Raw genomic sequence first — 24,086 nt, 5'->3', positions numbered from 1 at the left:
GCAGCCTTGCAGGGCAGCAATGAGTGTTGCCGCCGAACTCGCAACGGCCGCGACCGCGTAAAGCATGCGGATCAGACGACTACTGCCTTCCCCCTGCGGGGCATCTGGCTCCATCCCTTCTCACCACCTTCCTTCGGAGGCCCACGTGCGGCCCCGACCTCAGGTGGTCAAGTTGAGCCTACGGATGGCACGAGCTGCACGACAATGCGTACCGAGCGAATAAGTGTGCCCATTTATTACTGTCACGAAGCCGACAGAAATGCGGAATGCTCCAAATTTGCATGACTGGATGCCGATTTCAGCATCAACAGACTGCCAGAACATCGGAATCCGCACGTCCATCCGCGAATTTTAGATCTCATTGCCTTGATCAAGAAGCCGGGCAGCCGAACACTGTCGACACCACCAACAAAAGGTAGCCGACCTGTCTTGACTGCTGAAGCACGTACGTCAGCAACAGATGCGGAGTAGTGCAGCGGCAGCGCGCCGGGTTCATCTCCCGCGAGGTCGCAGGTTCGAATCCTGCCTCCGCCACTACACACACCCCCAACACATGCGAAGGTCGTTCGGCCACCAGCCAGTTGGGGGTGCTGGTGGCCGAACCAGTTGCGACTGTGGCGGAATGAGGGTTGGGTGCGGACCTACTGGGAGGGCGGCCCGCCCCAGTGCACTATCCGCGAGCCGCGACCACCAGCGCGCCAACCATGATCACACCGAAGACGACAACCGCCACGATGGCCAACGGCGTCGACACCGCACCGAACGCGGCCGCAGCAAGAATCCCCGCAACGCCAGCAGCCGATCCGCCGCCGGTTTTGAGCGCGGCCTTGATGACTCCTGCCCGGTGCGCAGGGTCGCGCTGGTCCTGTCCGGGAGTATTGGCTACGGTAGTCAAGTTGCTCCTTTGTTAGTGATGCCTGATCGCACGGTCATTGCCGGGTAGAGCGACTCGACGGCCCGCCTGCCAGCGGGCCGTCTCGCATTGGGGCTGCTTCCCGGTGAAGACGTTAAGTCCGCCAGCACCACCCCTCGCTGATGGGCTTGACGGCCACGACTTTCCGTAGCTACTCAGAGTTATCAATTTAACGGGCTTTTGACGCCTAAGCGGGCTGAATTGTTACACTCCGTGACTTTACATGGTGCTATACGTCACATCTTGAGGATGTATTTTCGGATGTGGTGACCTGCCAAAGGCCCATAGCCAGCGATCACGACAAGTCCTACCTGCGGTGTATTGCTGAGTTCCATGTTGGAAGCGAACCAGTCGAGCCGCGCGGCGACATCGCCCTGGCTGAGCGTAGGGTCCATTAGGTGACAGCCCGGTGAGGTGACCATGGCCCAAGGACACCGGCCCATCACCGATGAGGAACGGCTCCGCACCGCCGAGCTACACGCAAAAGGCAAGTCCCGCAACGCCATCGCCGCCGAACTCGGCCGGTCCGGTCGCACGATCTCGAAGATCGCCGAAGATCTGGACCTGACGTCCGAACGCACCCGCACAGCGGCCGCCACCGCGGCGAAAAAGGCAGCCGGCACCGCACGTCGCGCCCAGCTGCAGCTCGATGCCCTCGGCGCCGCCGGCAAGCTCATGGGTCATGATGTTCTCCCCCACCGTCGTCTACGACTTCGCCGGCAAGGAGAACGACTACAACGAGAAGGCCGCCGACGAGCCGCCGTTCCGCGACATGCGCGACATCGCCACAGCAATCCAGGCGCTCGCAAACACCGCCCTCAAGCTCGCGGAGTACGACAAGGCCACTGGCCACGAGGACGATCGCTCCATGCTGGCTGACCTGCGCGAGGCGCTCATTGCGGCTCGTACCAGGACAGACCCTTGAGTCGACGATCCGCGGCCTGAGCAGCCTTCATCGCCCGATATTCGCGGTAGACTCCCCAGCCGCCGATAGCCAGGGCCGGCGCGCTTAGTGGCACGCAGATCCACCAAAAGAGCGGATCACCGTTGGCCTGTGTGATCCCAACGGTTGCAAAGAAACCACCGAGAGCAACGAGTGAGCCTGACGTGTACAGGCCCTGATGGTGAGAGTTCCGGGTCACCTCGCCGACGATCGATAGCAAGTAGACGACGACCATGAACAGCACGAGTACTGCGGTTACTACGGCTTCTCTCGACCGGGGAAACAGTCCCACGGCCGCACCCAGCAGGAAAATCACCACTGCTGCGACCAAGTTCGCAAGGACGTTGACATGGACGTCACGCAGCAGCTGGAAGCCGCGTCGCCCTCGATCGGTTTGATCCATGTGTCCATCCTCCTGGGGCGGAGCAACTGCTTCGGTGATCGATATACGCAAGCTGCCACTGTCTGACAGCTGATGCGGGGACTCCGGCGCTGTCAGGTGCCGCCAGACCGGCCGACCTGACAGCACGGCGCCGGGAACCTTCAGCGCTCTAGGCTGAAGGCTCTCCTTACTTCTGTCCCCTGATCCCCTGCTCCGCGCGACGGCATAGCGCCCACCATCACGGTCGGCCGCCGCCGCCAGCCTCGGATCCGGCACTCATACCGCTAACGCCCTCCGCCCGCGCGGACAGGGCGCGGTAACCCACACCCCCATTTCTCCGGCGGTCACCACCTGGTGGCCGCCTTCTTGCTGTCCGCAGGAGGCACAACATGCTCAAACCCGGCTGGTACCTGCCCGACACCGACTGGTTCGCCCAACTCCCCTACGCACCCAAACTCGGCAAGTACGGCCAGGCCCTCATCGCCCGGCTCGCCGACATGCTCAGCCACCGGTTCCCCGCCGACCCGGCCCTCACCGTCGCCGCGACGCACGTGGCCCTGCTGGCCGCCGACTACCTCAGCGACGCCATGAGCCACTACGCCCGGTGCCACGACCTCACCGAGGTAGCCCGGCTGATCAACGGCCTCAACCTGCTGCAGGCACACCTGACCCAGACGGTTCAGCACATCGCCTCGAACACCTACGCCTGCGCGTACCCCGGCACCACCGAAGTGCCCGCCGCGTTGCTCGGAGCCATCACCGACAGCCTCAGCACCGCCGGCGCCAACAGCGAACTCCTCGCCGGGCACCTCAAAGAGGCCCACCTGCAGCTGCGCGGCCTTGAGCCGTAGCCAGCGCGACCACCCTGGCCAAATTTCCCGAAGGGACTGCTGATGAGCCTGTACTCCCTCGACCCGAAGCCCGGCTTCGAGCGCTACACCATCCGGGTTGGTTGGAACCCCCACCGCACCCTGTTCTGCACCGTCGCTGACTTCGACTACGACCCCGACACCGATCCCGACAACCCGCCGGACTACGTCGACCTCGGGCTACTGGAGCAGGTCATTGATCCCCAGGTCATCGTGGCCGCTGTCGAGCCGTACGCCGTGATTCCGGACGACCTGGTCAAGCGGCTGGAAGTCGACATAATCGAGCACCACGTCTATCGCCGTGAGCCCAACAGTCGGCGGCACAACCGCGAGTGACCTGATGAACCCCGCCTAACGCTCCCGCACCACAGCTTCGGCCGTGCCCGGCCGACCGCGCGAACCCGCGCATCCTCCGGGCACGGCCGATCGGCGTGCCCGGATTCCATCCCTCATGGACGGAGGAATCCCATGCCGTACCAGCACCCCGGTACGCCACGTCAAAACCTCGTCGCGGCTTCACGGCGCCGGCACCCCGAGGCCGCCCCCGCTGTCCTCGCGCTGCTCGACCGCGCCCAGCTCGGTGACCGCGACGCCTTCGCGGAGCTGTACCTCATGTTCCGGGAACCGGTCACCCGCTACGTCAGCGTGCGCCTACGGGGCCACGACCGTGACGCCATCCCGGACCTCGTGCAGGAAACGTTCACCGGTGCCCTGGCGGACCTGTCCGCCGCACTGCTCGACGTGCGCGGCTGGTTCATCTGGCACGCCGCGAAGGCATCCAACCAGCACGAATGGTCCCAGCGCAGGTACGTCCGCGCCGCGTACGCCGTCCGCGACCACGCTCCCGCGCCCGCTGCACCGGCCACCGGAGGCGCGCCTGCCCGGCTCGGCCGGCTCGCCTTCGCCCACGCGATGGCCCGACTGACCACCGCTCAGCGGCGCGCGATCCAGCTGCGCTACCTCGACGGCCACCCGCGCGACGCTGCCGCCCGGCACATGGACCGCAGCGTCGCGGCCGTCCGCAGCCTGGAACGCCGAGCCCTCCACCACGTGCAGGCCGCTCTCGCAGCACCGGCATGAATTCCGCTCAGACACCGAAAGGCCCGATCATGACGCTGTTCTTCATCGCTGTCTTCCACAACATCGGCACCCAATTCTTCCAGTACGAGCCCGGCCACCGCCTCACGAAGGTCATCTCCCACTGGCGGCACCTGCCTGCCGAAACCAGCCCTGAGCAGATCGCCGAGCACACGTACCACGTGTTGAACGCGGACCTCGACCAGCTAAAGGGCGACCGCGGGGGAACGACTCATCACGGCGAGATGGATTTCCTCCTCGCCTGTACCTACCGGCTACTGAGGCTGAGGTCCCTGTCGACCGGTGACGTCATCTCTGTCCTCGACCCTAACGCGGACATCACGTGGCTGGCGTGTGAGTTCGCTGGCTGGCGACGCATCAGCGAGCCAGAAGATTGGACCGGCCGTGGGCTGAACCCCACGACGGTTCACCAGCACCTGCGCGGCCATCGTGGGTAACCACCTTTGCCACCAACACCGGCCCCGCCAGCACACCGACGAATGCCTGACCGGCGACTGCGGTTTCTGCGGCACCAACCTCAACGACGTCGCCTCCGGTGAATGCCGCGCCTGCCTGCGCATCGTGTGCGAAGAGTGCGACGCCGGATACCAGGCCGATCTCGGCCCGATCTGCCAGTCCTGCGCCCCGTCCGCGCCCAACAACCCGGCCGCCGAGGACGTCGCGGAGTACCGGCTGTGCGTGTTCGAGTTCGACCTGACCTGCGGCCACACCGTCACCGTCGCCCTGACCGGCCGATACCCCGTCGTCGTCAGCTGCTGCGACCGTCTCGGCGGCACCATCCTGCGCGGCGACTACCGGCCGTACGCCTCTGACATCGACTACGTCAGGAGCGTGGCCGAGCGCTACGAGCTGCGTCCCAAAGGAACTCCGAACGGCTCCATACAGGTCATCGGCCGGCGGCCCCGCACCGACGAGCCCTACCCGACGCCCTACCCCGGTATCGAGGGCTCCGCTGGACGGTACCCGGCTCGCGTCGGCGCCACCTGGAGTCTCGACGGCTCGATCGCGAAGCCCGAGATCGCCTGACCCGGGCTGCCACCAATGGCGGCCCGAAGCACAAAAACGGCCCGCCATTGGCGGGCCGTCGTCGTATCAGGAACCCGGGACGCCTCGCCTCGAAAACGCGCGTCCCGGGTTTCTCCATCGAGATGGAGGAACCCAGTGTTCACCACGCCCCTCGTGATCGCCACCCTCGTGGCGGCCACAGTCGGAGCCGCCATCGGCTTCCTCACCAGTCGCAGAGCTACCCGGCCGAACATTGCCCGGCTGCGCAACGAGCTGGCTGACAAGATTTGGCAGCTCACCCATGACCCGCTCACCGGCTTGCACAACCGCACCGGCCTACGGGCCATCCACACCGCCATCGCCGCGTCCGTTCAGCACCGGCAGATCGTAGCTGTGCTCATCGACCTCGACCTGTTCAAAGAGGTCAACGACGCGTACGGCCACGACGCCGGAGACGACCTGCTCAAGGCGACCGCCGTCCGGATCGGGCGACTCGCCGCCCTCTACGGCGGCCAGGCCGCGCGGCTCTCGGGCGACGAGTTCGCCGTCATCGCGCCGCTGGACACTACCCGGCTCGCCCATATGGCCCTGTTGTTCACCAGCGTCATCGCCGAGTCGGTCGAGGTCCGCGCCGACTACGGGCCGATCACCGTCACGATCACCGCAAGCCTCGGCATCGCCGTCGCCTCCAGCACCGACCTGCTCGAAGGCGTTGCCTTGCACCACGCCGACATGGCCATGTACCACGCCAAGCAGCAAGGCGGGAACCGGTACGTCTTCCATCGGCCCGGCATGACTATGCCCGGCCACCGGCCCCGCCGAGGACCGCGCCTTCGCGACCAGCGCCGCCACCAGAACGGAGGCGGCGCATGAACCTCACGACCCGCATGGCTTGCGCCACCTGCCGCAGAGTTCTCACTGAGCACCGGCACCGCGACCAGGTCGAATACCGCCACCCCGTGGTCGAAGCACCGCACGAAGTCGTCCCCGTGGATGCCGGCCACGTCCGCCGCCCCTTCGACCGATGCCACACCTGCACCGACGATCTACCGGTCTGGAACTACCGGACCGGCCTCATCCAGTTCTTGGCGCTCGAAGCCGGTATCCTCCGGACCTACAACGACCACTGGCACGTCTGCTACCGGTGCGCACAGCACATCGAGGCCAACGACATCGACGCCCTCACTGCCCGGTGCGCAGGCATCGTGGGATGGCAGGCCGGCAGTGACGAGTACACGCAACTCGACCTGTTGTACCGCGGCATCGTCTTCGGACGCGAAGGCCGCACGCTCCTCACCACGACGACGTGGCCGGCCGCCCGGATCACCGTCGAGATGCTGCCGAAGGTCCGCGACCGTCTCACCGGACTACTCCGCTGCGCAGCGGATCTCCCCGAACCCCTCAACAACCCCGGACAACGCCAGACTCTGGCCAGCCAACTCGACCTCATACCCATGTACTGGATCAACGAGGAATTCACCCGCCGGGTGAAGGCACACAGCGCCGACCAACCACCCGCCCGGATCACCGACGAGCTCCTTCCCGCCCAGGCAGGGCTACTCGCCTGGCCCGGACCCGTCAGCGGCACCGGGCAACTCGCCGCCGTCTCCTGGACACCCGGCTCCGACGGCTGGCAACTCATCGGCTACCGCAGCATCGGCAGCGCTCTAGACGACGACCTCATGCCCGCCCTGCGACACGAGATCGGCTGGCTTCTCCCCATACACGCCGAACACGTTCCCAATCGCGCCGCGCTCGATGGCAGCCATCCACTCGGACCGCTCGTCACCACCTGGCTCCTGATCAAACAACAGATGGCCGAATCAGTCCCAGCCACACTTCCGAAGGGCACCACCAAGGCCTACCAGCGCAGTCAACGCCCAGCCCCCGACGTCCGGATCGTGCAGATCAAACCCCGCAGCGACACATCGGGCACGTGGAAGCCCGAAGCGCCAACAGGTCGCACGCGCGCCAAGCCCGACCATCGGTACTGGGTCTCCGGCCACGAACGCCAGCAGGCACACGGACCCGGCTGGAGCCTCCACAAAACTATCGACATCGAACCGTTCCTCAAAGGCGACGAGGACCTGCCCATCAAGCTGAGCTCCACCGTCCGAGTGCTAGGCAATCCCAAGAGGGACGGCGGAACGCGTTCCCGTGAGCAGTAACTGAATGCGCGTGGTGGGGAGGGCTTATCCCTCCCCACCACCTGCACACCCCGGCTCTTTCTGCGTTTCATCCGAGGTCACGAGGCCGCGTGATTTGCCGACCACATCGGAGCAAGGACCAGGTCGCCGGACAGCGGGCCCCGAACGCCCATAGCGACCGATACTGAACGCCCCGGATAGGCTGCACCCATGATCCGCGCAGTTGTCTTCGATGTCGGCGAATGCCTGGTGAACGAGACTCGCCCGCACTGAAGGCTCTGCGCGACGCGGGCCTTTGGGTTGGAATCGCTGGCAATCAGACGATTCGAGCTGGAGGCATCCTGCGGAAATTGAAGCTTCCGGCCGACCTGGTCGCTACTTCTGACGACTGGGGATTCTCGAAGCCGGACACGGCCTTCTTTCGTGCCCTAGCAAATGTCACACCACACAAGCCCGAAGAGACTCTGCATGTCGGCGATCGGCTGGATAATGACATCCGTCCGGCCCCTAGCGACCGGCTTCAGGACAGCACTTATACGCAGGGGGCCGTGGGCCACGATTCAGCAGAACGATACAGATGCTCAAAGTATCCCTACGATGCGAATCGAATCTCTAAACGAATTGCCCAGCCAAGTTCTGGCATTCAACGAGACAGGGCGCTAGGTACTGCCTCAAAGCTATAGAGGCGATCGTTTACTCGCGTGGCCCGTCGGCCTCAGCCCAAGGTTGCAGACCACGACGCATTACGCGAGTGAACGCACATATAAAGGCAGCCCGATCCGCCGCCCGCACCCTTCCACTGCGGATGGCAGGAGCCATTCGCCCGAGTCTGGTTTTGTGCTTCTCTTATCAATGCCTACAGCTCACCGCCTATCCAACTGACCATCTTTGCCAACGGTTCGCTACTTCTCCGATGCGCCCTCACTAACATCCGCAGTACCTCGCGCGTTGTCGGAAGATGCCGAGTCTGTTGCGGCGCAAGTCTCCTTGCCTGGTAAAGGCTCTTGAGAGCCGCTTCGCGCTCTCCCTCCCAGAGTTGAGCTCTGGATAGGTCTACGAAGTGATGTCCTGCTCGGATCGGAGGCAGGTTGGCCGGGATCTTCAGGTCGTGCGCTAAAGCCACCGCGCCGGTGCCATCCCCAAGCTCAATGCGGGCCGCAACTTCGTGAATGCTGACGTTCGCCGGGCCGAACGAGAGTTGATGCCAACCGCCGTCGTGGTCATCGCCGCCAAGGTGCGCCGCAATCTTTCTGGCTTCTCTCAAATGCGCGTTTGCGGTATCACCGTCCCCGGCGCGCGCTGCGAGCATTCCCGAACGTAGATGCAATGACCCCGAAACCGGCAGCGCCGTCTTCTCTTGGTCAGTACGAATCGGGTCGATCGCCATTTGCATGCGATCTAACAACTGAAGACCGATGTCGTACGAGCCGTTCTGAAGCATCGAAGTCGTACGAGCCCAAGCCGCGAGCGCTCCCATGAGCGGATCGGACGACCGCGAGGCCGCCCAGTTGATGCGGTCCTCGACCACGCTGGACAAATCGAGATACCCCGTCTTGTACGTGACTGAGTGGGCAGCGAACAGCAGGATTGCCAGGAGCTCGAAGTACCGCTCCTTCTCGATTTCGGTGCTCTCGTGCGTGGCAGCGGTGACCTCTAGGAGCAGGTCTGGAAGCACCTGCACCAACTTTTGGTGCTGGGCGGTGCGACGCAGCTCCGCCGCCATCACCGTTTCGGCACGAAGGACATCCCAGGTTCGGATCGGCTTGTCGAGCTGGGGGCTCAGGTCCCAGTACGTCAGCGCCTGCCGAAGGCTGGGCATGGAGGCGTGAATACGGTCGCGGCCCCTGCCATGCTGGTCGTACGGCTGGCCGGTGAGAGTGGTTACGTCTGTAGCAAGGCACTTTGCTACTGCCGCAGTGAACGCCGGCGTCGCGTCTCTCTTTCCCTGCTCGACCTTCCGCAGCATCGACAGGCTGAAGGGGATCCTGGCCGCAAGTTCCTCCTGGCTCATCCTGCGAAGCTTGCGCGCTTCAGAGATTCGCCTGCCGATTCCTAGATCGTCGTCGTAGTCCATCATCTCGTCACCGGACCCGGTCGTGTAATTTCCGCAAGAACATCTACAACGCTGTGCAGCCATTATCGCCTGTGGGTAGCCGCGAATGCAGCGACGGTCGAGGGGAGGTCCTCGCCCTCTTGATGATCAAGGAGTTGCTGCTTGACGGCAAGCGACGAATCGATCTGGTAATCCATAGGATCGTCCTTCCCGTCGCCCCTTACTTCTGCGCCGAACGGGTCCGCAGCGAACGATGCCGCATCGCCGAAGCGATAGTTCGAGGACGTGACATTGAATGTCCCCTCAACTCTGTCTCGGGCGGCACGAACGAGCGCCCGAGCCGCTTGGTCACGATGCAGCCAACCGCGCCAATGGCTCGGTTCCGGGACAGTCACCGTTCCGACTTGAGCGGCTTCGGTGACCCACTTCTCGACCCGGTCACGGCGGATTCCCCGATCATCAACTCCGTAAAGCGCGCCTAGCCTCAGGATCCCGTAGGAGACCGGTGCCGCCTCAAGTGAATCCTCGCAAGCGGCTTTGAGCTCAGCGTTTGGCGTCACGAGGCTCAGCGGTGTGCTTTCGACGCAGACCTCTCCGTGCCGATTGCCGTAGACGGTGCACGATGACACCCCAACTACGTAAGTCGATTCGTCAACCACCCTCAGCAGTGCGTTGAGCCGCTCTAGCTCGTCATGCTTCGCACCGTCGAGGATCCAGACGATGGAGGATGGTTGGCCGGCACGCTGCCGTAGATCGATCAGGAAGTCATCCCATGCAACGCTCGGCACGCCGCCGCGAGTGTCTCCGCCTCGGCTCACAACGACTACGTCGTCTCCTCCCGCCTCCGCATAGAAGACAGCGCGAGAACCGACGTACCCGTGACCGCCCACTACATACACGTTCGATCTCCTAACCTGCCCAGGTCATCGGCCCGGCTTGAGCTGCACTTGGCGATACACCCATCTACTCCACATACCGCGTGGCCAGTTCGTCAAACTCGTCGGAGACGGCTGCCTCGGGCGAGCGATCATCGCCTAGTAGGGACGCGCGCTCAACCGTAGTGCCTCGTACGCATCGCGGCCGCGCGACGCTGCGCAGCCGCCCTGGATCGGTGAGTGACACTGATCTGTGTCACTTTCAGGCGACATCGTTGACCAAACTCCTTGGTACCGACAAATCTGCCGCACCTCGCAGGAACTCCCCAGAACCCGGTGACGGCGGCTGAGAACTCTTCATGAGTGCGTCGTCCAGGGAGGGCGGTCCAATGAATCCCGTGGCTGTGCCGTTGAGCGCGGACGCTGGACGGCGAGGTTCGAGATGATCGGCCGTCATCACTCACCGTCGGATGCGATGGCGACCAGGCCTCCGTGGTCACCTGCGGAAGATGCGAGCGCAAGGCCATATTCGCAGCCTATGGCGCCGTCCCACGTTCAGCCGGATCGGCGGTATGGGGTCTCCGCCACGCCGTCGTATGCACAGCCCGCGGTGCCGGAGACCAGCGGCGCCTTCCGGGCACGTAGACCTGCCCCTGGCGAGTATGACTGGTGGCGGCATCGGCTGATCACGCCCGGAACCCACTGCCGGATGGATCGAACCTGGTCGGCTGCAGGATGGCCTCAACTGGCTGACGACTTCTGGCGAGTGGTACACAGCGACCGCTCGGGGAGCCGACGGGCGGACTCCGCGTTGATCGGCCTGGGTTTGGGCGCGGCGTTGATGATCGAACTGCTGCTCGGCGGCCAGGTCGTGCTCAATCGGGAGGGTCACCTTCGCCTCGCCTCAGAAGTCAGTGCGGCCCTGGCCTACCGCATCCAAGCTGCGGCGATTTCCGGCGGTGCACCCGCTGCGCTGGTGCCTGACCGAATCGCTAACGAGTTCCTGATGGTGATCTATTCGGAGCCTGATCTGTTGCCGGTCGAGACGTGGCTTGCCTACTTGGCCCCTCTCGCGCCTGATCAGGTCTCGCAGAGGCTGGTGGATGCCGGGCATCTGCACGTCTGCCGGCCTCGCCGTTTGCTCGGTAGATCGGTCGTCTATCGACCGGCCAACGCGAACGAGGCTGTGTGGCCTGCGATCCGGCTGCTGCATCCGCTACGTGGCGGTGAGCTTGACTACTTGGATCTGACGTTGCTGGGGCTGTGCCGGGCGACGGGCGCGGACCGATGGGTGTTCGACGGCCAACCATCGGACGGGGTCGCGAGGTTGCTCGGCGCCCCCGACCGGTTGCCGGAGCCCTTTCCTGAGCTGTGGCGTCGGCTCGACGCGGTGATGGCCGCTTCCGCGAGCCGTCTGCACTGAACGTCTCAATTTCCCCTCGCGGCCCGCGCCGGGTCGTAGTCGTTCCCCTCATCAAGGAGTTTCTGTCGTGACAACAGTGCAAGCCTCACCGCCACCGAGCCGGGTCAGCCAGGCGCTGGCCGCGAACCGGCTCGGTGTGTGGACCGTGGTGGCGATCGTGGGCGGCGCTATCGCCCCGCTGACGGTGGTCGCCGGTGGCGCGACGACCGGATGGGCTGTCGCCGGGGTCGTCGCGATCCCGCTTGCTTATCTGGTCATCGCCGCGTTGCTGATTCTGTTCAGTACCGGATACACGGCGATGAGCCGAGGCTCGATCAGCGCCGGGCCGCTCTACACCTTCCCGGCGAAGGGGCTGGGCCGGCCCGCCGGAGTCGGGTCCGGGGCCATCGCGCTCTTCGCGTACAGCACGATGGGCGCCGGGCTGCTGGGCGGCTTCGGCGCGGTCGCTAAGCCCTTGCTGGCCGATCAGCTCGGCTGGGGCACGCCGTGGTGGGCGTGGGCGCTGGCCGCCTGGGTGATCATCGCCGTTCTAGGCGTGCTGCACGTTGACGTGGTCGGAAAGGTCCTTGCGGTTCTGCTCGGTGCCGAGGTCCTGGTGACGGTGATCCTCGCCGTGGTGATGTTCGCGCACCCGGCAGGCGGCCACGTCTCCTACACCGCGATCTCCCCAGGTCAGATCCTCGTGGCCGGGTTCGGTGCCGCCTGCGCAATCGCCATTGCCGGTTTCGTCGGCTTCGAGGCCACTGGCAACCTGTCGGAGGAGTCGAAAGACCCGCGCCGTACCGTGCCGCTGGCGACCTATCTCGCGCTCGGCATCGTCGGCCTGGTCTACGGAGGGACCGCCCTCGCGATGGTGGTCGCGGCCGGCACCGACAACATCGTCGCGAAGAGCACGAGCGACGGCACGAACACCATGTTCAACCTCGCCGCTCCGTACGTGCCGACCTGGCTGATCACCACCGGGCACTTCCTGCTGCTGTCCAGCCTGTTCGCCTCCGCGCTCGCGTTCCAGTCGGTGGCCTCGCGCTACCTGTTCACCCTCGGCCGCGAAGGCGTCCTGCCCCGGCGCCTGGCCCAGACCGGCGCGCGTAGCCACGCGCCCATCTCCGCGTCAATCACGCAGAGCGTGATCGTCCTGGTGATCGTCTCCCTGTACGCGATCAACGGCTGGGACCCGCTGACAAAGCTGTTCTTCCAACTGACCGTAGAGGGCGGCTTCGGGGTGCTCGTGCTGATGGTAATCACCAGCGCCGCGACCGCTACATTCTTCCGACACGTCGTCAACCGGTCCTACGGCATCGGCATCGCACGTGGCGTCGTAGCCCCGATCGTCTCGGTGCTGCTGCTCGGGGTGGTGCTGGTTGAGACGTTGCAGCAGTTCCAGACCCTGCTCGGTGTCGCCGATGATGACCCGCTGCGCTGGATCTTCCCTGGCAGCTTCGCTGTCCTGTTTGTCCTCGGCCTGATCTGGGCGGCCTGGCTGCGCCTAGCCAAACCGGACGTCTATCGGGCGATCGGCACCAGCCGACCTCCGGAGCCGCCCGTCGTCGGCCTCCCGCCCGCACCCGCGGCAGCCCGACGGTGAGCACGGCCATGACCCATACTTCACCCAACGTGACGATCCACACCGCCGGACTCGGTGACCTGGACACGATCGTCGACACTCTCGCAACCGGCTTCCACGACGGCGACTTCGCCGACTGGCTGATCCCCGAGCCCGCTACCCGGGCCGCCGTTTACCCGGGCTATTTCCGGATCCTCGCCGAGCACGCGTTGAGCACCGGCTGGGTTGAACTCGCCGGTGACGGCGAGGCTGTGGCAGTCTGGCACACGCTCGGCTCGGCCCCGATTGCTGCGGTGCCGATTCCCCGCTACCAGCATCGGCTCGCCGACGCGGTCGGCCCGGAAGCGCTGCCGCGTTTCCAGGCGCTCGATGCGGCGCTCGAGGAACACCACCCGGCCGGCGCGCATCACTACCTCGCCTTCCTCGCCGTCCGTCCCCGCCTGCGCGGGAACGGCTTGGGCAGCGCCTTATTGGAGTGCCACCACCGGTACCTCGACAAACACGCCATCCCGGCGTACCTGGAGGCCACCGGCCTTCGCAACCAGCAGCTCTACCTGCGGCACGGCTACCAACCCCACCCGCCGTACCTGCTGGCCGAGGACAGCCCGCAGGCGCTTCCGATGTGGCGTCCCCCCAGGCCCGGCGCTGCCGGATAACCATCTGGTCGACCGGCTCAACGCCCCCGCCTGGCGAGCCGGTGCCGAGGTGGTGTGCCGTTTCACGAAAGCCCCCCAGCAACGGCACACCACCTCACCCTAGAAGCCTTATCCGCCTAACGAGAGCCCGAGAAAATGCCTCCGCCGATGGGCGTCGACCAAAATTCGATAATCGATACTAGCGTCGCGCATCCCGCCCGCCGGTACCAATATTGGCTCGGAGGCAAGGACAATTTCGCCGCCGATCGTGAGTCCGGCGACGCCATCGAGAAGTTGCATCCATACATTCGCCTTTCCGCTAGGGAAAACCGATGGTTCCTGCATCGCGCCGTCCGGTATCTGGCTAAAGAGGCAGGCGTCCGGCAGTTCTTGGACATCGGCACCGGCCTTCCCCTAACCCCCAACACGCACGAGGTCGCCCAGACTGTCGAGCCTGCCGCGCGCATCGTCTACGTCGACAACGACCCACTCGTGCTCAGCCACGCACGCGCGCTGCTCACCAGCCACCCCGCAGGTCGCACCGCCTACATCGACGCTGACCTAACTGATCCAGCCAAAATTCTCGGCGGCCCAACCCTTACAAACGTCCTCGACCTGCGCGAACCGGTAGGTCTGCTGCTCGTCGCCGTGCTGCACTTCCTGCCCGACGACGTGCAGGCGTACACGGCCGTAAACACCTTGATGCAGGCGCTACCCGCCGGCAGCTACCTCGCCGCCTCGCACGCCACCTACGACTTTATGGACGCCGACGTCACGCGAGCCTTTACTACCAAGAGCGTTACGGGGGCTGAGGGCTTCATCGGACGTAGCCGTACGAAGTTCCTGCGTTTCTTCGACGGGCTGGACCTAGTCAACCCCGGCGTCACGGCGGTCAGCGACTGGCGACGTGACTCTGCCGATACACCAAAGGCCGAAGACGTCTCGGTTTATGGCGCGGTAGCCATCAAACCTGAAAGCTCAGCCTAGAAAGCCAACATTCCTCTACCGGCGCTTAATTAGTTATCGTCGAAACGAACACACTTTTTCGCAAACCTATACTGAGGAGGAGCGAAGATGAAGAGCCTGGCTGGTATATCTGAACCGTCGAGGGATGCCTACCACGGGCTCTCCGCTGACGAGCAATTGGTGGCGGCCTGCGCAGTTCTCACCGATCATGCGACTTCCAAATCGACGGGCTGCTGCGTGAAGTGTGGATCCTCTGGGCCTTGCTGGCGGCGCGAGACGGCGGTCGTTGTCTTCTCCCGTACGTCGCGGTTGCCGACGCGCAATCCGGGCCCGAGTCGCCCCACGTTGGCCGATGCGATCTGCGGCCACCCTGTTCGGTGACTGGCAACTCCTCGACCGCGGCCCCGTGCCCGTCCTGAGCTGGCGCCCCGACCACCCACCGCCCCGACGGATCCGAAGGTCGCCTACTACTAGGCCAGGTGTCGCCAGCAAACCGGCGTCACCTGTCACTCGATACGAGGAGACGCCGTCTTCGGCGCGAGGCGCCGCATCAGGCGACCCGGGCCAGGCGCTAGACCTTTCCATGACCAGAACCGACCCGATGACCGGAAATGAGAAGCGATCATGACAGTGACCCCGACCCCTGACCCGGCCGTGCTCCGCGCGGCGATGGTGGCCTCGTTGCGTGAGCAGGACCTACTGCACTCCGAACGGGTGGCTGACGCGCTCGCGACGGTGCCCCGGCACGCATTCGCCCCTAGGGAGAGCGACCTTGCCAAGGTGTACGACACGCACACCACGCTGGAGCCTGTGCTGTTCGCCGACGGGAGCCAGTCGAGCGTCGTCTCGGCCACGCACATTCAGGCGATCCAGCTGGAGATGGCCGACGTCCAGCCCGGCATGCGGGTCCTGGAGATCGGCTCCGGGGGATACAACGCGGCGCTGATCGCGGAGGTCGTCGGCCCGACCGGCGCGGTGACAACCGTCGACATCGACGCCGGCGTGGTGGAGCGGGCCCGTGCCTGTCTCACTGCGACGGGATACGACCGGGTCAACGTGGTGCTCGCCGATGCCCAGTACGGCGTTCCGGAATATGCCCCGTATGACCGGATCATCGTCACCGTGGGAGCCGCTGACGTCCCACAGGCTTGGCTCGAACAGCTCACGGACACTGGCCGGATCGTGGTGCCGCTGCGGTTCAGCGGGATCACCCGGATGATCGCGTTCGACCGTACCGGCCAGACGTTGACGGCCGACAACTACCGGCTCGGTGGCTTCGTACCCATGCAGGGGGACGGGGCCAGCGCCGAGCAGCTGGTGCCCATCACCGCGGACCTCGGCTTGTACGTCGACCCGCAGTACGACGTCGACTTCGACGTGCCCGCGCTGCGAGCAGCGTTGAGCAGTGCGCCGGTCGATCTGTGGGCCGGAACCCCGTTCGACATGCCCGACGAGCTGGCGATGTTCCAGCTCACCAACGGAGGCTCCGGGATGGTGATGCTGCACGCCGCGCAGAAGGCGGTCGACGAGGGCGTCGTCGAGCCCGCCGTGCGCCATGGCATCCCGGTGCTCGTCCAAGGCGGCAACTTCGCCTACCGGATCAAGCGAGAGAGCGAGAAATTCGCCAGCGGCTACGAGGCCGGGGTCCGGGCGCACGGGCCGCAGGCGCAGCAGGTCGGGGAGCAGATGCTCGCCCTGGTCCGGGACTGGGGCACCGACCATTTCCGGCGTGGTGCCGCCCGCATCGTGTATTACCCGGCCGGTACCGACGTCACCGGTCTGGCCGGATGGCGGTCGGTGAAGCGCCACGGCATTCTCGCGATCAGCTGGTCCTGAAGAGTTTCCGGCCCCGTTTCCACGCGGGCCGGGAAGATCCCGCTATCCCCCCGATCAGAGGAGGTTGCTGTGACCGCACCCACCATCGAACGCACCACCGTTGTCCCGCCGAACGTCGACGAGCCGGAGACCGGCTTCGACCTGGACATCACGTTCGTCGAGGCCGGCGACAGCGTCCAACACATCATCAAGATGACCGGCGACAACTGCGGCACCACGTGCCAGTCCGCCTGCACCACCTGCTGACCACCGGCAAGCGGTAGCAGCTGTCGGGGTGCCCTGGGCAGGTTGCCGGGCACCCCGACCTGCGCCGAATCACAACGAACGGGAGGGAGGGGCCGTGTACCGGAGCTTGGATGACGCGGTGCTGGTCAGAGCGGCAGTCTGCACTCCGGATCAGGTCGGCGCGTGGCCGGACCTGATCGACGGCACTGCGGCTTCGTGGATGCCGTGGCTGACCCGGACGCTGGAGATCCCCGGATTCGCGGCAGCCCTGCAGTACGCGAGCCCCGACCTCACCAGCCGCATCCGCGCTGTCCAATCAGGGAGGGCGCCGGAGCGCGACGTCCGACGGGTGGTCCTGGCGGTCATGCGCTACCTGCTGCGTGCCACCACCCGCGCCACCCCGTACGGACTTTTCGCCGGTGTCGCCGCAGCCACCGTCAAGGACCAGGCCAAGGTTCGGTTCGGTACGGCTCATCGGCCGGTGGCCCGAATCCGAACCGCATGGCTGGAGCACGTTCTGGATCGGTTGGAGGCCGACCCGAGCATCCGCCGGCACCTGCGGGTCCGCGCGAACGATCTGCTGGTTGAGCGGGGCGGCGACCTGATCCTGGAGCACCGCGCCAGTACGGCACCGGGCGGAGCCCCGGTCCACGTCCGGGTCCGTGCCACCGCCCCCGTCACCGCTGCCCTCACCGCCGCCAACGCGCCGATTCGTTTTCGGGAGCTGGCGGTGACGGTCGCCGCCGCGTGTGGCGGGACGTCCGCGGCCGTTGACCGGCTGCTCGCCCAGCTGGTCCGGCAGCGGCTGCTTGTCACCGAGCTGCGGCCCTCGACGACCTGCACCGATCCGCTCGCCGTCCTGCTGGATGTCCTGGACCGTCTGCTTCTCGAGGACACGGATTCGACTGCCGATGGGGACGGCGGTGCGGTTGAGCTGGTGGACGTGCTGCGGAGCATCGTCAAACAGAAGCAGGAGCACGACCATGCCGTGAGCGGCGATGCTGCCGCCACCTACCGGCGTGACCTCGCCGCGACCACCGCCACCGTGGTTGCCGATACGCCGGCGGTCGGAGTCGATCTGCGGCTGGACTGCGACGTCGCGCTACCGGCCGGGGTGACGGCCGAGGCATGCCGGGTCGCGTCCGCGCTGACCCGCCTCGCTGTTTCGGCGCCGGCGGGCTGGGCGAGCTGGCATCGCCGGTTCCTCGAACGGTTCGGCCCGTACGCCCTGGTGCCGGTGCTCGATGCCGTAGACCCGGTCCTCGGTCTCGGCTACCCCGCCGGGTTCGCCGACGCAGCCCCAGCACCGGCGGCGCCGGTCACCGACCGAGACCGGACCCTGGTCGCCGTGGCCCAACGGGCAGCGCTGGCCCGGCAGCAGGAGATCGCTCTCGACGACACGACGATCGCCGCCTGGTGCGGCGAAGAGCGGCCGGAGGCGGTGCAGGTCACCACCGAGCTGACCGTACGCGCGCACGCTCCCGACCTCGACAGCATCCGCGACGGCCGGTTCAGCCTGTCGGTGGTCCGGGTCTCCCGCAACGCCGGGACCAGCACCGGACGGATCCTGGACCTGCTCGATCCCGCCGACCAGCAGCGATTCGCTACGGCGTACGCAGCGGGCACCCCACCGATCGTCGAGGGTGCCCTGATCTCGCAGCTCGCGGCACCGACCCGGTACGCGATCAGCATGGACGTGGCCCGCTCGCCCCGCGTCCTGCCGTACCTCATCTCGCTGGGTGAATTCCGCGCTGACGGCAACCCGGAGCGGATCACGGTGGACGACATCGCCGTCACCGCCGACCCTCAACAGCTCTATCTGATCTGCCTCTCCCGGCGTCGGCCGATCCAGCCGGTACCGATCACCGCCGTGGAACCGGATCGGCAGATGATGCCGATCACCCGGTTCCTGGCCGAGGCCTGCACCGCGCTGGCCGCCCCGTGCCATCCGTTCGATTGGGGTCCCGCTGCCCGCGAACTGCCCTTCCTGCCTGCTCTGTGGTACGGCCGGACCGTGCTCAGCGCCGCCCGGTGGCGGCTGACCGCTGACGAACTGCCCGACCCTGCCGCTGCCTGGCCGATCTGGAGTAGTCGGCTTCGGCAGTGGCGCCAGATGACCGGCTGCCCGCCGAGGGTCGCGTTGGGCAGCGGTGATCAATGCCTGGTCATCGACCTCGACGAACCTTCCCACCAGGCGTTGCTGCGCGACTACCTCGGCCGTTACCGGGTCGCGATCGTGAGCCAGGCACCCGCGGGTGCGGGTTGGATCGGCGACCGAGCCCACGAGATCGTCATCCCGCTCGCCGCCACCGCTCGGCCCGTACCCGTTCCCCGGTTACCTACCGACGTGGTGCAGGTCCGTGACCACGGTTTCCTACCCGGCGGCCATCGCACTCTGCTGAAGGTGTACGCCGACCTAACGGTTCAGGACCGCATCCTCACCGACCACCTCAGCGAGCTGCTCACTCAGATGCCCGGCCCCTGGTGGTTCCAGCGCTACCACGATCCCGACCCGCACCTACGGCTGCGCCTGACCGGCAACGACCCGGCAACCCTGCGCTGGTGGGCCCGGCGGCTCCGCGAACACGGCCTGACCAGTAGGACCCAACTCGACACCGACTACCCTGAGACCGCCCGCTTCGGCGGCCCCGCCACCTACCCGGCCGCGGAAGCCTTCTTCGCCGCTGACTCCGCCGCCGTCATGGCCCAACTGACCGCCACGACCAGCCGGGGCGGACCGTCGCTGCAGGCGCTGACCGCCGCGAGCATGCTCGACCTCACCGCCGCCCTGCTCGGCGACCCTGACGAAGCCCGGCGATGGCTCACCGACCACGTCCGCACCCAGCGGTCCGCCCCCGCCCGCACCGTCTACCAACAGGCGGTACACCTGTCCGACCCGGCCCGCACCGCCCTGACCGCAGCGCCCTTTGGCCATCAGGTCTTGGGCGCCTGGCAAGCGCGGGCCGTCGCCCTCGCCAGCTACCGGGACGCTCTGGATGCCAGGGGCGTGGACCCGGTCACGCTGCTGCCCGATCTTCTGCACCTGCACCACACCCGCGTCGCCGGCCCGGACCGGGCCGCCGAAGCCGTCTGCCTGCACCTCGCCCGCGCCGCCGCCCTCAGCTGGGCCGCCCGCGCCCGGAGCACCTCATGACCCACACCGCCCCGACCAGCCAGAACACCGGCGATCTACTGACCTGCATCGCGGCGCAGCTCGCCGACCCCACCATCATCGACCAGTCCTCCGGCGAGCGGACCCGCCCCGCTTCTCTTGCCGGAGGTGCGGCAGGAATCGCCCTGCTGCACCTGGAACGCGCCATCTCCGGGAACGGCGATGAAGCCGTCGCTCACCGCTGGGTCCAGGCCGCCGCCACCGGAGGGGTGAGCGCCGGACCCAACGCCAACCTGTTCCACGGCACACCCACCCTGGCTCTGCTCCTACACACCGCCACCACCACCCTGGGCGGCTACCAGCGCGCCGCGACCGCCCTCACCGAGCGGACCATCGCTCTCACCCGCGAACGGCTGACCGCTGCAACCGCCCGCCTGGACGCCGGACAACCGCTGCCCATGCGCGAGTTCGACCTCGTCCACGGCCTGACCGGGTACGGCGTCTACCACCTGCGCCGCCACCCCGACCACCCGATAACCCGAGACGTCATCACCTACCTGAACCGGCTCACCGAACCTCTCACGGACCGACCCGATCGGCCGCCCTGGTGGCTGGACTCCGGCCTGGCCGGCACCCCCGACCCCCGATTCCCGAACGGGCACGGCAACCTCGGCGTCGCCCACGGCATCAGCGCCGTCATCGCCCTACTCGCTCTCGCCATCCGCACCGGTCAGCACCCACCCGGCACCATCGAAGCGCTCGCCCACCTGTGCTCCTGGACCGACCAGCACCGCCAGCCCGACAGCAGCAGCCGCGCCTACTGGTGGCCCCAGTACGTCACCGACCCACCCAATCCGGCACCGTCGCGGCACCGGCCGTCCTGGTGCTACGGCACCGCCGGAACCGCCCGCGCTCAGCAACTTGCCGGGCTCGCCCTCCATGACACCGTCCGGCAGGAGCATGCCGAAACCGCGATGCTCGCCGCGATCCGGGAACCCGCCTGGCGCACCTTGCTCCCCGAACCCGGCCTCTGCCACGGCAAAGCCGGACTCCTGCAAGCCGCCTGGCGCACCGCCATCACCAGCAACAGCCATACAGCCGCCCAGCTCAACAGGCACATCCCGGATCTGGCCGACGACCTCGCCCGGCAACTCGCGACCACGCCGCCCGACACGCCGGAGCTCATGAACGGAACCGCCGGAGCCGTACTCGCCCTGCACACCGCGCACACCGACACCTGCCACACCGACTGGGACGCCTTCCTCCTCCTGTCCTGACTCTCCCGCGGAGAACTCCATGCACGAGTTCGGCTGGCAGCAAGCCATCATCGGATTCGCCGATCACCGCGACGCCGAGCGCACCGCCGTCACCCACGTCATCCCGATCCTCATGCGCGCCGAGGACACCCGGCTGGTCAGCGCCTGGTTCATCGTCCGCAAAGGAACCCACTGGCGGCTGCGGTACCTGCCCACGCGCACCGGCAGCGCCCACACCCACATCACCGACTGCCTCACCGCTCTACACCGGGCCGGCCACCTCGCCGACGTCGTCGAGACCGTCTACGAACCCGAGGTCCACGCTTTCGGCGGACACCGGGCCATGAGAATCGCCCACCGCCTCTGGCACCTCGACAGCCGCCACCTGTTCACCCCGACACCCAGCCCGCCGCGCCCGACCCGCACCCGCGAGATGTCGCTGCTGCTGTGCGCCGAGATGCTGCGCGCAGCCGGCCTGGACTGGTACGAACAAGGCGACGTCTGGGCCCGAGCCGCCGACCACCGCGACCCCGCCGACTCCATCGGACACCTGCTCGACCCGGTTCGACGGTTGCTGACCGTCGCCCCGGCCAGCCTCACCCAAGCCGGAGCCCCACTCGCCGTCGCCACCACCTGGCTCGAAGCCTTCACCACCAGCGGCAAAGCACTCCGCCGCCTCAACGACGACGGACACCTGCACCGGGGCCTGCGAGACGTCCTCACCCACCACGTCATCTTCGCCTGGAACCGGCGCGGCATCCCCGACCACGAACAAGCCGCACTCGCCAGCACCGCCCGCACTGTCGTCTTCGGCAACGACCCCACCATCACCACCGAGACCGAGCAGGCAGCGGCGTGATGGACGCCAGCACCGCCCGCCGATTCCCATTGATCGCCCGGCCCCGACCCGCCTGCACCCCACTACCCCAACGCATCGCGGACCTGCACACCCTCGCCGACAAAGCCACCTCGACAGGGGATCTCGCGACCGCGACCGCCGTCTTCAACCTCGCTGCCCTGATCGCCTCCGACTGCGGCGCCCACGACCTGGCCCGCCACTGGTGCCACCGCCTCGCCCACGCCACCCTCAGCCGACCACACCCCGACCGCAACGCCCTCGAACCCATCGTCAACCTCGCCCGGCTCCGCATCCGCGCCGCCGACGGCACCACCGCCTGGACCATCCTCGAAACCCTCCACCAGGCCGTCACCGACCGCACCACCGTCACCATCGACGGCATCACCATCACTACCGCCGACCTCACCCCAACCGGCGACGCCCACCAAGAACTACGGCAATGGGTCTGGACGGTGCTACTCGGCACCGGGGCCCACGCCCTGGCATCCGCAGACCGCTGGGACGAAGCCCGACAACGCCTCGAACACCACCACGGCATCGGACAACGCATGCTCGACGGCCGACAGATCGCCGTCATCTCCCATATCCTCGCCGGACGCACAAACCGGGCCGACCACCTACTCCGAACCACCGTGCCCGGCGAACCGTGGGAGAACGCCGTGACAGGCTGCCTCAATCTCCTGTGCCCCCACACCGACCGGGCTGACACTTCGCAGTTACACCGACGCCTTGAACCCGAACCAGGCCAGTTGGTCTTCTGGACGAGGCTGCAACTGAGCCTCATCGACGCTGCCGGCATCGAACAACCCGAGGCAGCCACCCTCGCCCTGGACCTCCTGCACCATGCCCACCGCGACGGGTACGCCGCCCGAGACGTCCTCGCCCACCCCGGCTGCCGAAAACTCGCCACCGCCGAACAAGTCCGAAGCCTCAGGCAAGTTGTCCGCGCATGCGGCCTTGACCGCGGACGCATCCCTACCGAATCCCTGGCCCAGCTGAACCGGCTACTGATCAGGATTGAGCAGGTGATACGCAGTCCGCGGCCAAGGACAGTAACGTCGATTTCCGGAAACAAGTAGATTCCCGCGGAGAGATGTCGATGAGTACGTTCGCCGGAACCGCCGAGCACTACCGCAAATACCGCCCCGGCATCCCGCGAGATGTCGCCGAAATCCTGGCCGCTGCGGTCCTTGGCCGACATCCAAGACGGCTTCTGGACATCGGCACCGGAACGGGGCTCGTCGTCGAGGCACTGCTGACCAGGTTCGACGACATCATCGCCATCGACACAGACGCAGACATGCTGACTTCTGCCGAAGCGGCTGTACGCGCCAAAGTCCCCAAAAATACACGAATGACTCTGCAATGCTGCTCAGCGGAAGAATTCACACCACCCGAGGACTGGCACGCCGATCTGGTCACTATCTGCCGGGCATTCCACTGGCTCGATCAAGCAACTGTGCTAGAACGACTAGCCACTCAGGTTGCTCCGGACGGCGCCGTAGTGATCTTCGGCGACAACAGCTTCTGGGCGGCAGGCAGCCCTTGGGAAGATGCCGTTCGCGCCGTCATCCTGGACTTTTTTTTGGGAGAGCGACGCCGGGCTGGAACAGGCATATTCAGCCACCACGACCGCCCCTACAGCGAAATCATGCAGGAGTCTCAGTTCTGCCAGGTCGAAGAGCTACGCGTCCCAGTACGCCGTCTCTGGTCGACCGAGACGATCCTCGGCTACCTCTACTCGACTTCGTTTGCCGCCCCTCATCTGTTCGGGGACCGGCTTGCCGACTTCGAGGTGGCCATCGCTCGGACGTTGGCCGAGTTCAGTGACAACGACGTCTTCCCCGAAGAAAACGAGTTCCTCATCCGGATCGGCCGGCGGCGTGGTAGCGGGCTCCCGGCATTCGACTCGGTCCGTTAGCGTA

At 66.4% G+C, this 24,086-nt stretch carries 27 protein-coding genes, 1 tRNA gene and 1 pseudogene; 22 read left to right on the top strand and 7 right to left on the bottom strand.

Translation table 11 applies throughout. The features are described 5' to 3' along the window. Positions 1-159: 159 nt before the first annotated feature. Complete coding sequence (locus tag L3i22_RS11950) at positions 160-342, bottom strand: hypothetical protein (RefSeq protein WP_221327030.1); 183 nt, start codon at positions 340-342, stop codon at positions 160-162. A 119-nt stretch (positions 343-461) separates the two neighbouring features. On the opposite strand from L3i22_RS11950, the gene L3i22_RS11945 reads away from it, so the two are divergent. Beyond that, a tRNA-Met gene (locus L3i22_RS11945) sits at positions 462-534 on the top strand. A gap of 136 nt (positions 535-670) precedes the next feature. Here the strand turns inward: L3i22_RS11945 and L3i22_RS11940 are convergent. Both L3i22_RS11940 and L3i22_RS11935 read right to left on the bottom strand, forming a co-directional pair. After that, positions 671-895 carry a hypothetical protein gene (locus L3i22_RS11940; RefSeq protein WP_221327029.1) on the bottom strand — a complete coding sequence of 75 codons (225 nt, stop codon included), beginning with the start codon at positions 893-895 and terminating at the stop codon, positions 671-673. A gap of 254 nt (positions 896-1,149) precedes the next feature. Next, on the bottom strand, positions 1,150-1,335 hold the full coding sequence (locus tag L3i22_RS11935; protein ID WP_221330617.1) for a hypothetical protein: 186 nt from the start codon (positions 1,333-1,335) through the stop codon (positions 1,150-1,152). Here L3i22_RS11935 and L3i22_RS54585 point away from each other — a divergent pair. Then, positions 1,334-1,411 (top strand): annotated as a pseudogene (locus tag L3i22_RS54585) (helix-turn-helix domain-containing protein); the annotation flags it as partial. The gene L3i22_RS11935 and the pseudogene L3i22_RS54585 sit on opposite strands and share 2 nt — an antisense overlap. Here L3i22_RS54585 and L3i22_RS53430 read toward each other — a convergent pair. Further along, positions 1,388-1,597: a hypothetical protein gene (locus tag L3i22_RS53430; protein WP_255658139.1), complete on the bottom strand. Its 210-nt coding sequence runs from the start codon at positions 1,595-1,597 to the stop codon at positions 1,388-1,390. The pseudogene L3i22_RS54585 and the gene L3i22_RS53430 overlap by 24 nt on opposite strands. Between L3i22_RS53430 and L3i22_RS53425 the strand changes: the two genes are divergently transcribed. Continuing rightward, on the top strand, positions 1,596-1,838 hold the full coding sequence (locus L3i22_RS53425; protein WP_255658138.1) for a hypothetical protein: 243 nt from the start codon (positions 1,596-1,598) through the stop codon (positions 1,836-1,838). The two genes, L3i22_RS53430 and L3i22_RS53425, sit on opposite strands and share 2 nt — an antisense overlap. On the opposite strand, the gene L3i22_RS11925 is transcribed toward L3i22_RS53425, so the two are convergent. Beyond that, on the bottom strand, positions 1,807-2,259 hold the full coding sequence (locus tag L3i22_RS11925; protein ID WP_221327028.1) for a hypothetical protein: 453 nt from the start codon (positions 2,257-2,259) through the stop codon (positions 1,807-1,809). The genes L3i22_RS53425 and L3i22_RS11925 overlap by 32 nt on opposite strands. A gap of 368 nt (positions 2,260-2,627) precedes the next feature. On the opposite strand from L3i22_RS11925, the gene L3i22_RS11920 reads away from it, so the two are divergent. The 8 genes from L3i22_RS11920 (at position 2,628) to L3i22_RS54580 (ending at position 8,040) form a co-directional block, all read left to right on the top strand. Further along, positions 2,628-3,089, top strand: coding sequence for a hypothetical protein (locus L3i22_RS11920; protein ID WP_221327027.1), 462 nt, complete (start codon positions 2,628-2,630; stop codon positions 3,087-3,089). A 42-nt stretch (positions 3,090-3,131) separates the two neighbouring features. Beyond that, the gene (locus L3i22_RS11915) at positions 3,132-3,443 is read left to right on the top strand and encodes a hypothetical protein (RefSeq protein WP_221327026.1); all 312 of its coding nucleotides are present in this window, start codon (positions 3,132-3,134) and stop codon (positions 3,441-3,443) included. A 132-nt stretch (positions 3,444-3,575) separates the two neighbouring features. Next, the gene (locus tag L3i22_RS11910) at positions 3,576-4,187 is read left to right on the top strand and encodes an RNA polymerase sigma factor (RefSeq protein WP_221327025.1); all 612 of its coding nucleotides are present in this window, start codon (positions 3,576-3,578) and stop codon (positions 4,185-4,187) included. Between the two features lie 29 nt (positions 4,188-4,216). Further along, positions 4,217-4,642 carry a hypothetical protein gene (locus tag L3i22_RS11905; RefSeq protein WP_221327024.1) on the top strand — a complete coding sequence of 142 codons (426 nt, stop codon included), beginning with the start codon at positions 4,217-4,219 and terminating at the stop codon, positions 4,640-4,642. Beyond that, entirely contained in the window at positions 4,635-5,231 is a 597-nt protein-coding gene (locus L3i22_RS11900) for a hypothetical protein (RefSeq protein WP_221327023.1), read from the top strand. The genes L3i22_RS11905 and L3i22_RS11900 overlap by 8 nt, the downstream gene beginning before the upstream one ends. Before the next feature lie 135 nt (positions 5,232-5,366). Beyond that, positions 5,367-6,083, top strand: a complete 717-nt coding sequence (locus tag L3i22_RS11895) for a GGDEF domain-containing protein (protein ID WP_221327022.1) — start codon at positions 5,367-5,369, stop codon at positions 6,081-6,083. Next, positions 6,080-7,378, top strand: a complete 1,299-nt coding sequence (locus L3i22_RS11890) for a hypothetical protein (protein ID WP_221327021.1) — start codon at positions 6,080-6,082, stop codon at positions 7,376-7,378. Before L3i22_RS11895 ends, L3i22_RS11890 begins: the two co-directional genes overlap by 4 nt. Before the next feature lie 221 nt (positions 7,379-7,599). Further along, entirely contained in the window at positions 7,600-8,040 is a 441-nt protein-coding gene (locus L3i22_RS54580) for an HAD family hydrolase (protein ID WP_221327020.1), read from the top strand. A 173-nt stretch (positions 8,041-8,213) separates the two neighbouring features. Here the strand turns inward: L3i22_RS54580 and L3i22_RS11880 are convergent, their stop codons facing one another. Together L3i22_RS11880 and L3i22_RS11875 are read right to left on the bottom strand one after the other, a co-directional pair. Beyond that, on the bottom strand, positions 8,214-9,434 hold the full coding sequence (locus L3i22_RS11880; protein WP_221327019.1) for a helix-turn-helix domain-containing protein: 1,221 nt from the start codon (positions 9,432-9,434) through the stop codon (positions 8,214-8,216). 59 nt (positions 9,435-9,493) lie between these two features. Next, on the bottom strand, positions 9,494-10,300 hold the full coding sequence (locus tag L3i22_RS11875) for an NAD-dependent epimerase/dehydratase family protein (protein ID WP_370644537.1): 807 nt from the start codon (positions 10,298-10,300) through the stop codon (positions 9,494-9,496). Positions 10,301-10,727: 427 nt separating this feature from the next. On the opposite strand from L3i22_RS11875, the gene L3i22_RS11870 reads away from it, so the two are divergent. The 11 genes from L3i22_RS11870 to L3i22_RS11820 all read left to right on the top strand — a co-directional run bounded on the left by L3i22_RS11870 (position 10,728) and on the right by L3i22_RS11820 (position 24,082). After that, entirely contained in the window at positions 10,728-11,708 is a 981-nt protein-coding gene (locus L3i22_RS11870; RefSeq protein WP_370644442.1) for a GPP34 family phosphoprotein, read from the top strand. A 76-nt stretch (positions 11,709-11,784) separates the two neighbouring features. Beyond that, positions 11,785-13,293 carry an APC family permease gene (locus L3i22_RS11865; protein ID WP_370644536.1) on the top strand — a complete coding sequence of 503 codons (1,509 nt, stop codon included), beginning with the start codon at positions 11,785-11,787 and terminating at the stop codon, positions 13,291-13,293. 29 nt (positions 13,294-13,322) lie between these two features. Further along, complete coding sequence (locus tag L3i22_RS11860) at positions 13,323-13,928, top strand: GNAT family N-acetyltransferase (RefSeq protein WP_255658136.1); 606 nt, start codon at positions 13,323-13,325, stop codon at positions 13,926-13,928. 147 nt (positions 13,929-14,075) lie between these two features. Then, the gene (locus tag L3i22_RS11855) at positions 14,076-14,894 is read left to right on the top strand and encodes an SAM-dependent methyltransferase (RefSeq protein ID WP_221327015.1); all 819 of its coding nucleotides are present in this window, start codon (positions 14,076-14,078) and stop codon (positions 14,892-14,894) included. Positions 14,895-15,497: 603 nt separating this feature from the next. Further along, positions 15,498-16,709, top strand: a complete 1,212-nt coding sequence (gene fxlM / locus L3i22_RS11850; protein WP_221327014.1) for a methyltransferase, FxLD system — start codon at positions 15,498-15,500, stop codon at positions 16,707-16,709. A 69-nt stretch (positions 16,710-16,778) separates the two neighbouring features. After that, positions 16,779-16,955, top strand: coding sequence for an FxLD family lanthipeptide (locus L3i22_RS11845; RefSeq protein ID WP_255658135.1), 177 nt, complete (start codon positions 16,779-16,781; stop codon positions 16,953-16,955). 94 nt (positions 16,956-17,049) lie between these two features. Continuing rightward, positions 17,050-20,088 (top strand): lantibiotic dehydratase, encoded by a 3,039-nt coding sequence (locus tag L3i22_RS11840; protein ID WP_221327013.1) that lies wholly within the window; start codon positions 17,050-17,052, stop codon positions 20,086-20,088. After that, a complete protein-coding gene (locus tag L3i22_RS11835) occupies positions 20,085-21,323 on the top strand; it encodes a lanthionine synthetase C family protein (protein ID WP_221327012.1) in 1,239 nt (412 codons plus the stop codon). The genes L3i22_RS11840 and L3i22_RS11835 overlap by 4 nt, the downstream gene beginning before the upstream one ends. Positions 21,324-21,342: 19 nt before the next feature. Further along, the gene (locus L3i22_RS11830; RefSeq protein ID WP_221327011.1) at positions 21,343-22,161 is read left to right on the top strand and encodes a thiopeptide-type bacteriocin biosynthesis protein; all 819 of its coding nucleotides are present in this window, start codon (positions 21,343-21,345) and stop codon (positions 22,159-22,161) included. Further along, positions 22,161-23,240, top strand: a complete 1,080-nt coding sequence (locus tag L3i22_RS11825; protein WP_221327010.1) for a hypothetical protein — start codon at positions 22,161-22,163, stop codon at positions 23,238-23,240. The genes L3i22_RS11830 and L3i22_RS11825 overlap by 1 nt, the downstream gene beginning before the upstream one ends. A 14-nt stretch (positions 23,241-23,254) precedes the next feature. Further along, positions 23,255-24,082, top strand: a complete 828-nt coding sequence (locus L3i22_RS11820) for a trans-aconitate 2-methyltransferase (protein ID WP_221327009.1) — start codon at positions 23,255-23,257, stop codon at positions 24,080-24,082. Positions 24,083-24,086 lie beyond the last annotated feature (4 nt).

The sequence above is a fragment of the Actinoplanes sp. L3-i22 genome, from assembly GCF_019704555.1.
In the GTDB taxonomy this organism is placed as follows: Bacteria; Actinomycetota; Actinomycetes; order Mycobacteriales; family Micromonosporaceae; genus Actinoplanes.
This window is presented reverse-complemented; position numbering and strand designations above follow the sequence as displayed.

What these genes read in the sequence shown, in the direction of transcription:
- L3i22_RS11950 (WP_221327030.1), bottom strand. Translation starts at nt 342, where the DNA reads ATGGACGTGCGGATTCCGATGTTCTGGCAGTCTGTTGATGCTGAAATC.
- L3i22_RS11935 (WP_221330617.1), bottom strand. Translation starts at nt 1,335, where the DNA reads ATGGTCACCTCACCGGGCTGTCACCTAATGGACCCTACGCTCAGCCAG.
- L3i22_RS53425 (WP_255658138.1), top strand. Translation starts at nt 1,596, where the DNA reads ATGATGTTCTCCCCCACCGTCGTCTACGACTTCGCCGGCAAGGAGAAC.
- L3i22_RS53430 (WP_255658139.1), bottom strand. Translation starts at nt 1,597, where the DNA reads ATGACCCATGAGCTTGCCGGCGGCGCCGAGGGCATCGAGCTGCAGCTG.
- L3i22_RS11925 (WP_221327028.1), bottom strand. Translation starts at nt 2,259, where the DNA reads ATGGATCAAACCGATCGAGGGCGACGCGGCTTCCAGCTGCTGCGTGAC.
- L3i22_RS11920 (WP_221327027.1), top strand. Translation starts at nt 2,628, where the DNA reads ATGCTCAAACCCGGCTGGTACCTGCCCGACACCGACTGGTTCGCCCAA.
- L3i22_RS11915 (WP_221327026.1), top strand. Translation starts at nt 3,132, where the DNA reads ATGAGCCTGTACTCCCTCGACCCGAAGCCCGGCTTCGAGCGCTACACC.
- L3i22_RS11910 (WP_221327025.1), top strand. Translation starts at nt 3,576, where the DNA reads ATGCCGTACCAGCACCCCGGTACGCCACGTCAAAACCTCGTCGCGGCT.
- L3i22_RS11905 (WP_221327024.1), top strand. Translation starts at nt 4,217, where the DNA reads ATGACGCTGTTCTTCATCGCTGTCTTCCACAACATCGGCACCCAATTC.
- L3i22_RS11890 (WP_221327021.1), top strand. Translation starts at nt 6,080, where the DNA reads ATGAACCTCACGACCCGCATGGCTTGCGCCACCTGCCGCAGAGTTCTC.
- L3i22_RS54580 (WP_221327020.1), top strand. Translation starts at nt 7,600, where the DNA reads ATGCCTGGTGAACGAGACTCGCCCGCACTGAAGGCTCTGCGCGACGCG.
- L3i22_RS11880 (WP_221327019.1), bottom strand. Translation starts at nt 9,434, where the DNA reads ATGATGGACTACGACGACGATCTAGGAATCGGCAGGCGAATCTCTGAA.
- L3i22_RS11870 (WP_370644442.1), top strand. Translation starts at nt 10,728, where the DNA reads ATGATCGGCCGTCATCACTCACCGTCGGATGCGATGGCGACCAGGCCT.
- L3i22_RS11855 (WP_221327015.1), top strand. Translation starts at nt 14,076, where the DNA reads ATGGGCGTCGACCAAAATTCGATAATCGATACTAGCGTCGCGCATCCC.
- fxlM (WP_221327014.1), top strand. Translation starts at nt 15,498, where the DNA reads ATGACAGTGACCCCGACCCCTGACCCGGCCGTGCTCCGCGCGGCGATG.
- L3i22_RS11835 (WP_221327012.1), top strand. Translation starts at nt 20,085, where the DNA reads ATGACCCACACCGCCCCGACCAGCCAGAACACCGGCGATCTACTGACC.
- L3i22_RS11830 (WP_221327011.1), top strand. Translation starts at nt 21,343, where the DNA reads ATGCACGAGTTCGGCTGGCAGCAAGCCATCATCGGATTCGCCGATCAC.
- L3i22_RS11825 (WP_221327010.1), top strand. Translation starts at nt 22,161, where the DNA reads ATGGACGCCAGCACCGCCCGCCGATTCCCATTGATCGCCCGGCCCCGA.
- L3i22_RS11820 (WP_221327009.1), top strand. Translation starts at nt 23,255, where the DNA reads ATGTCGATGAGTACGTTCGCCGGAACCGCCGAGCACTACCGCAAATAC.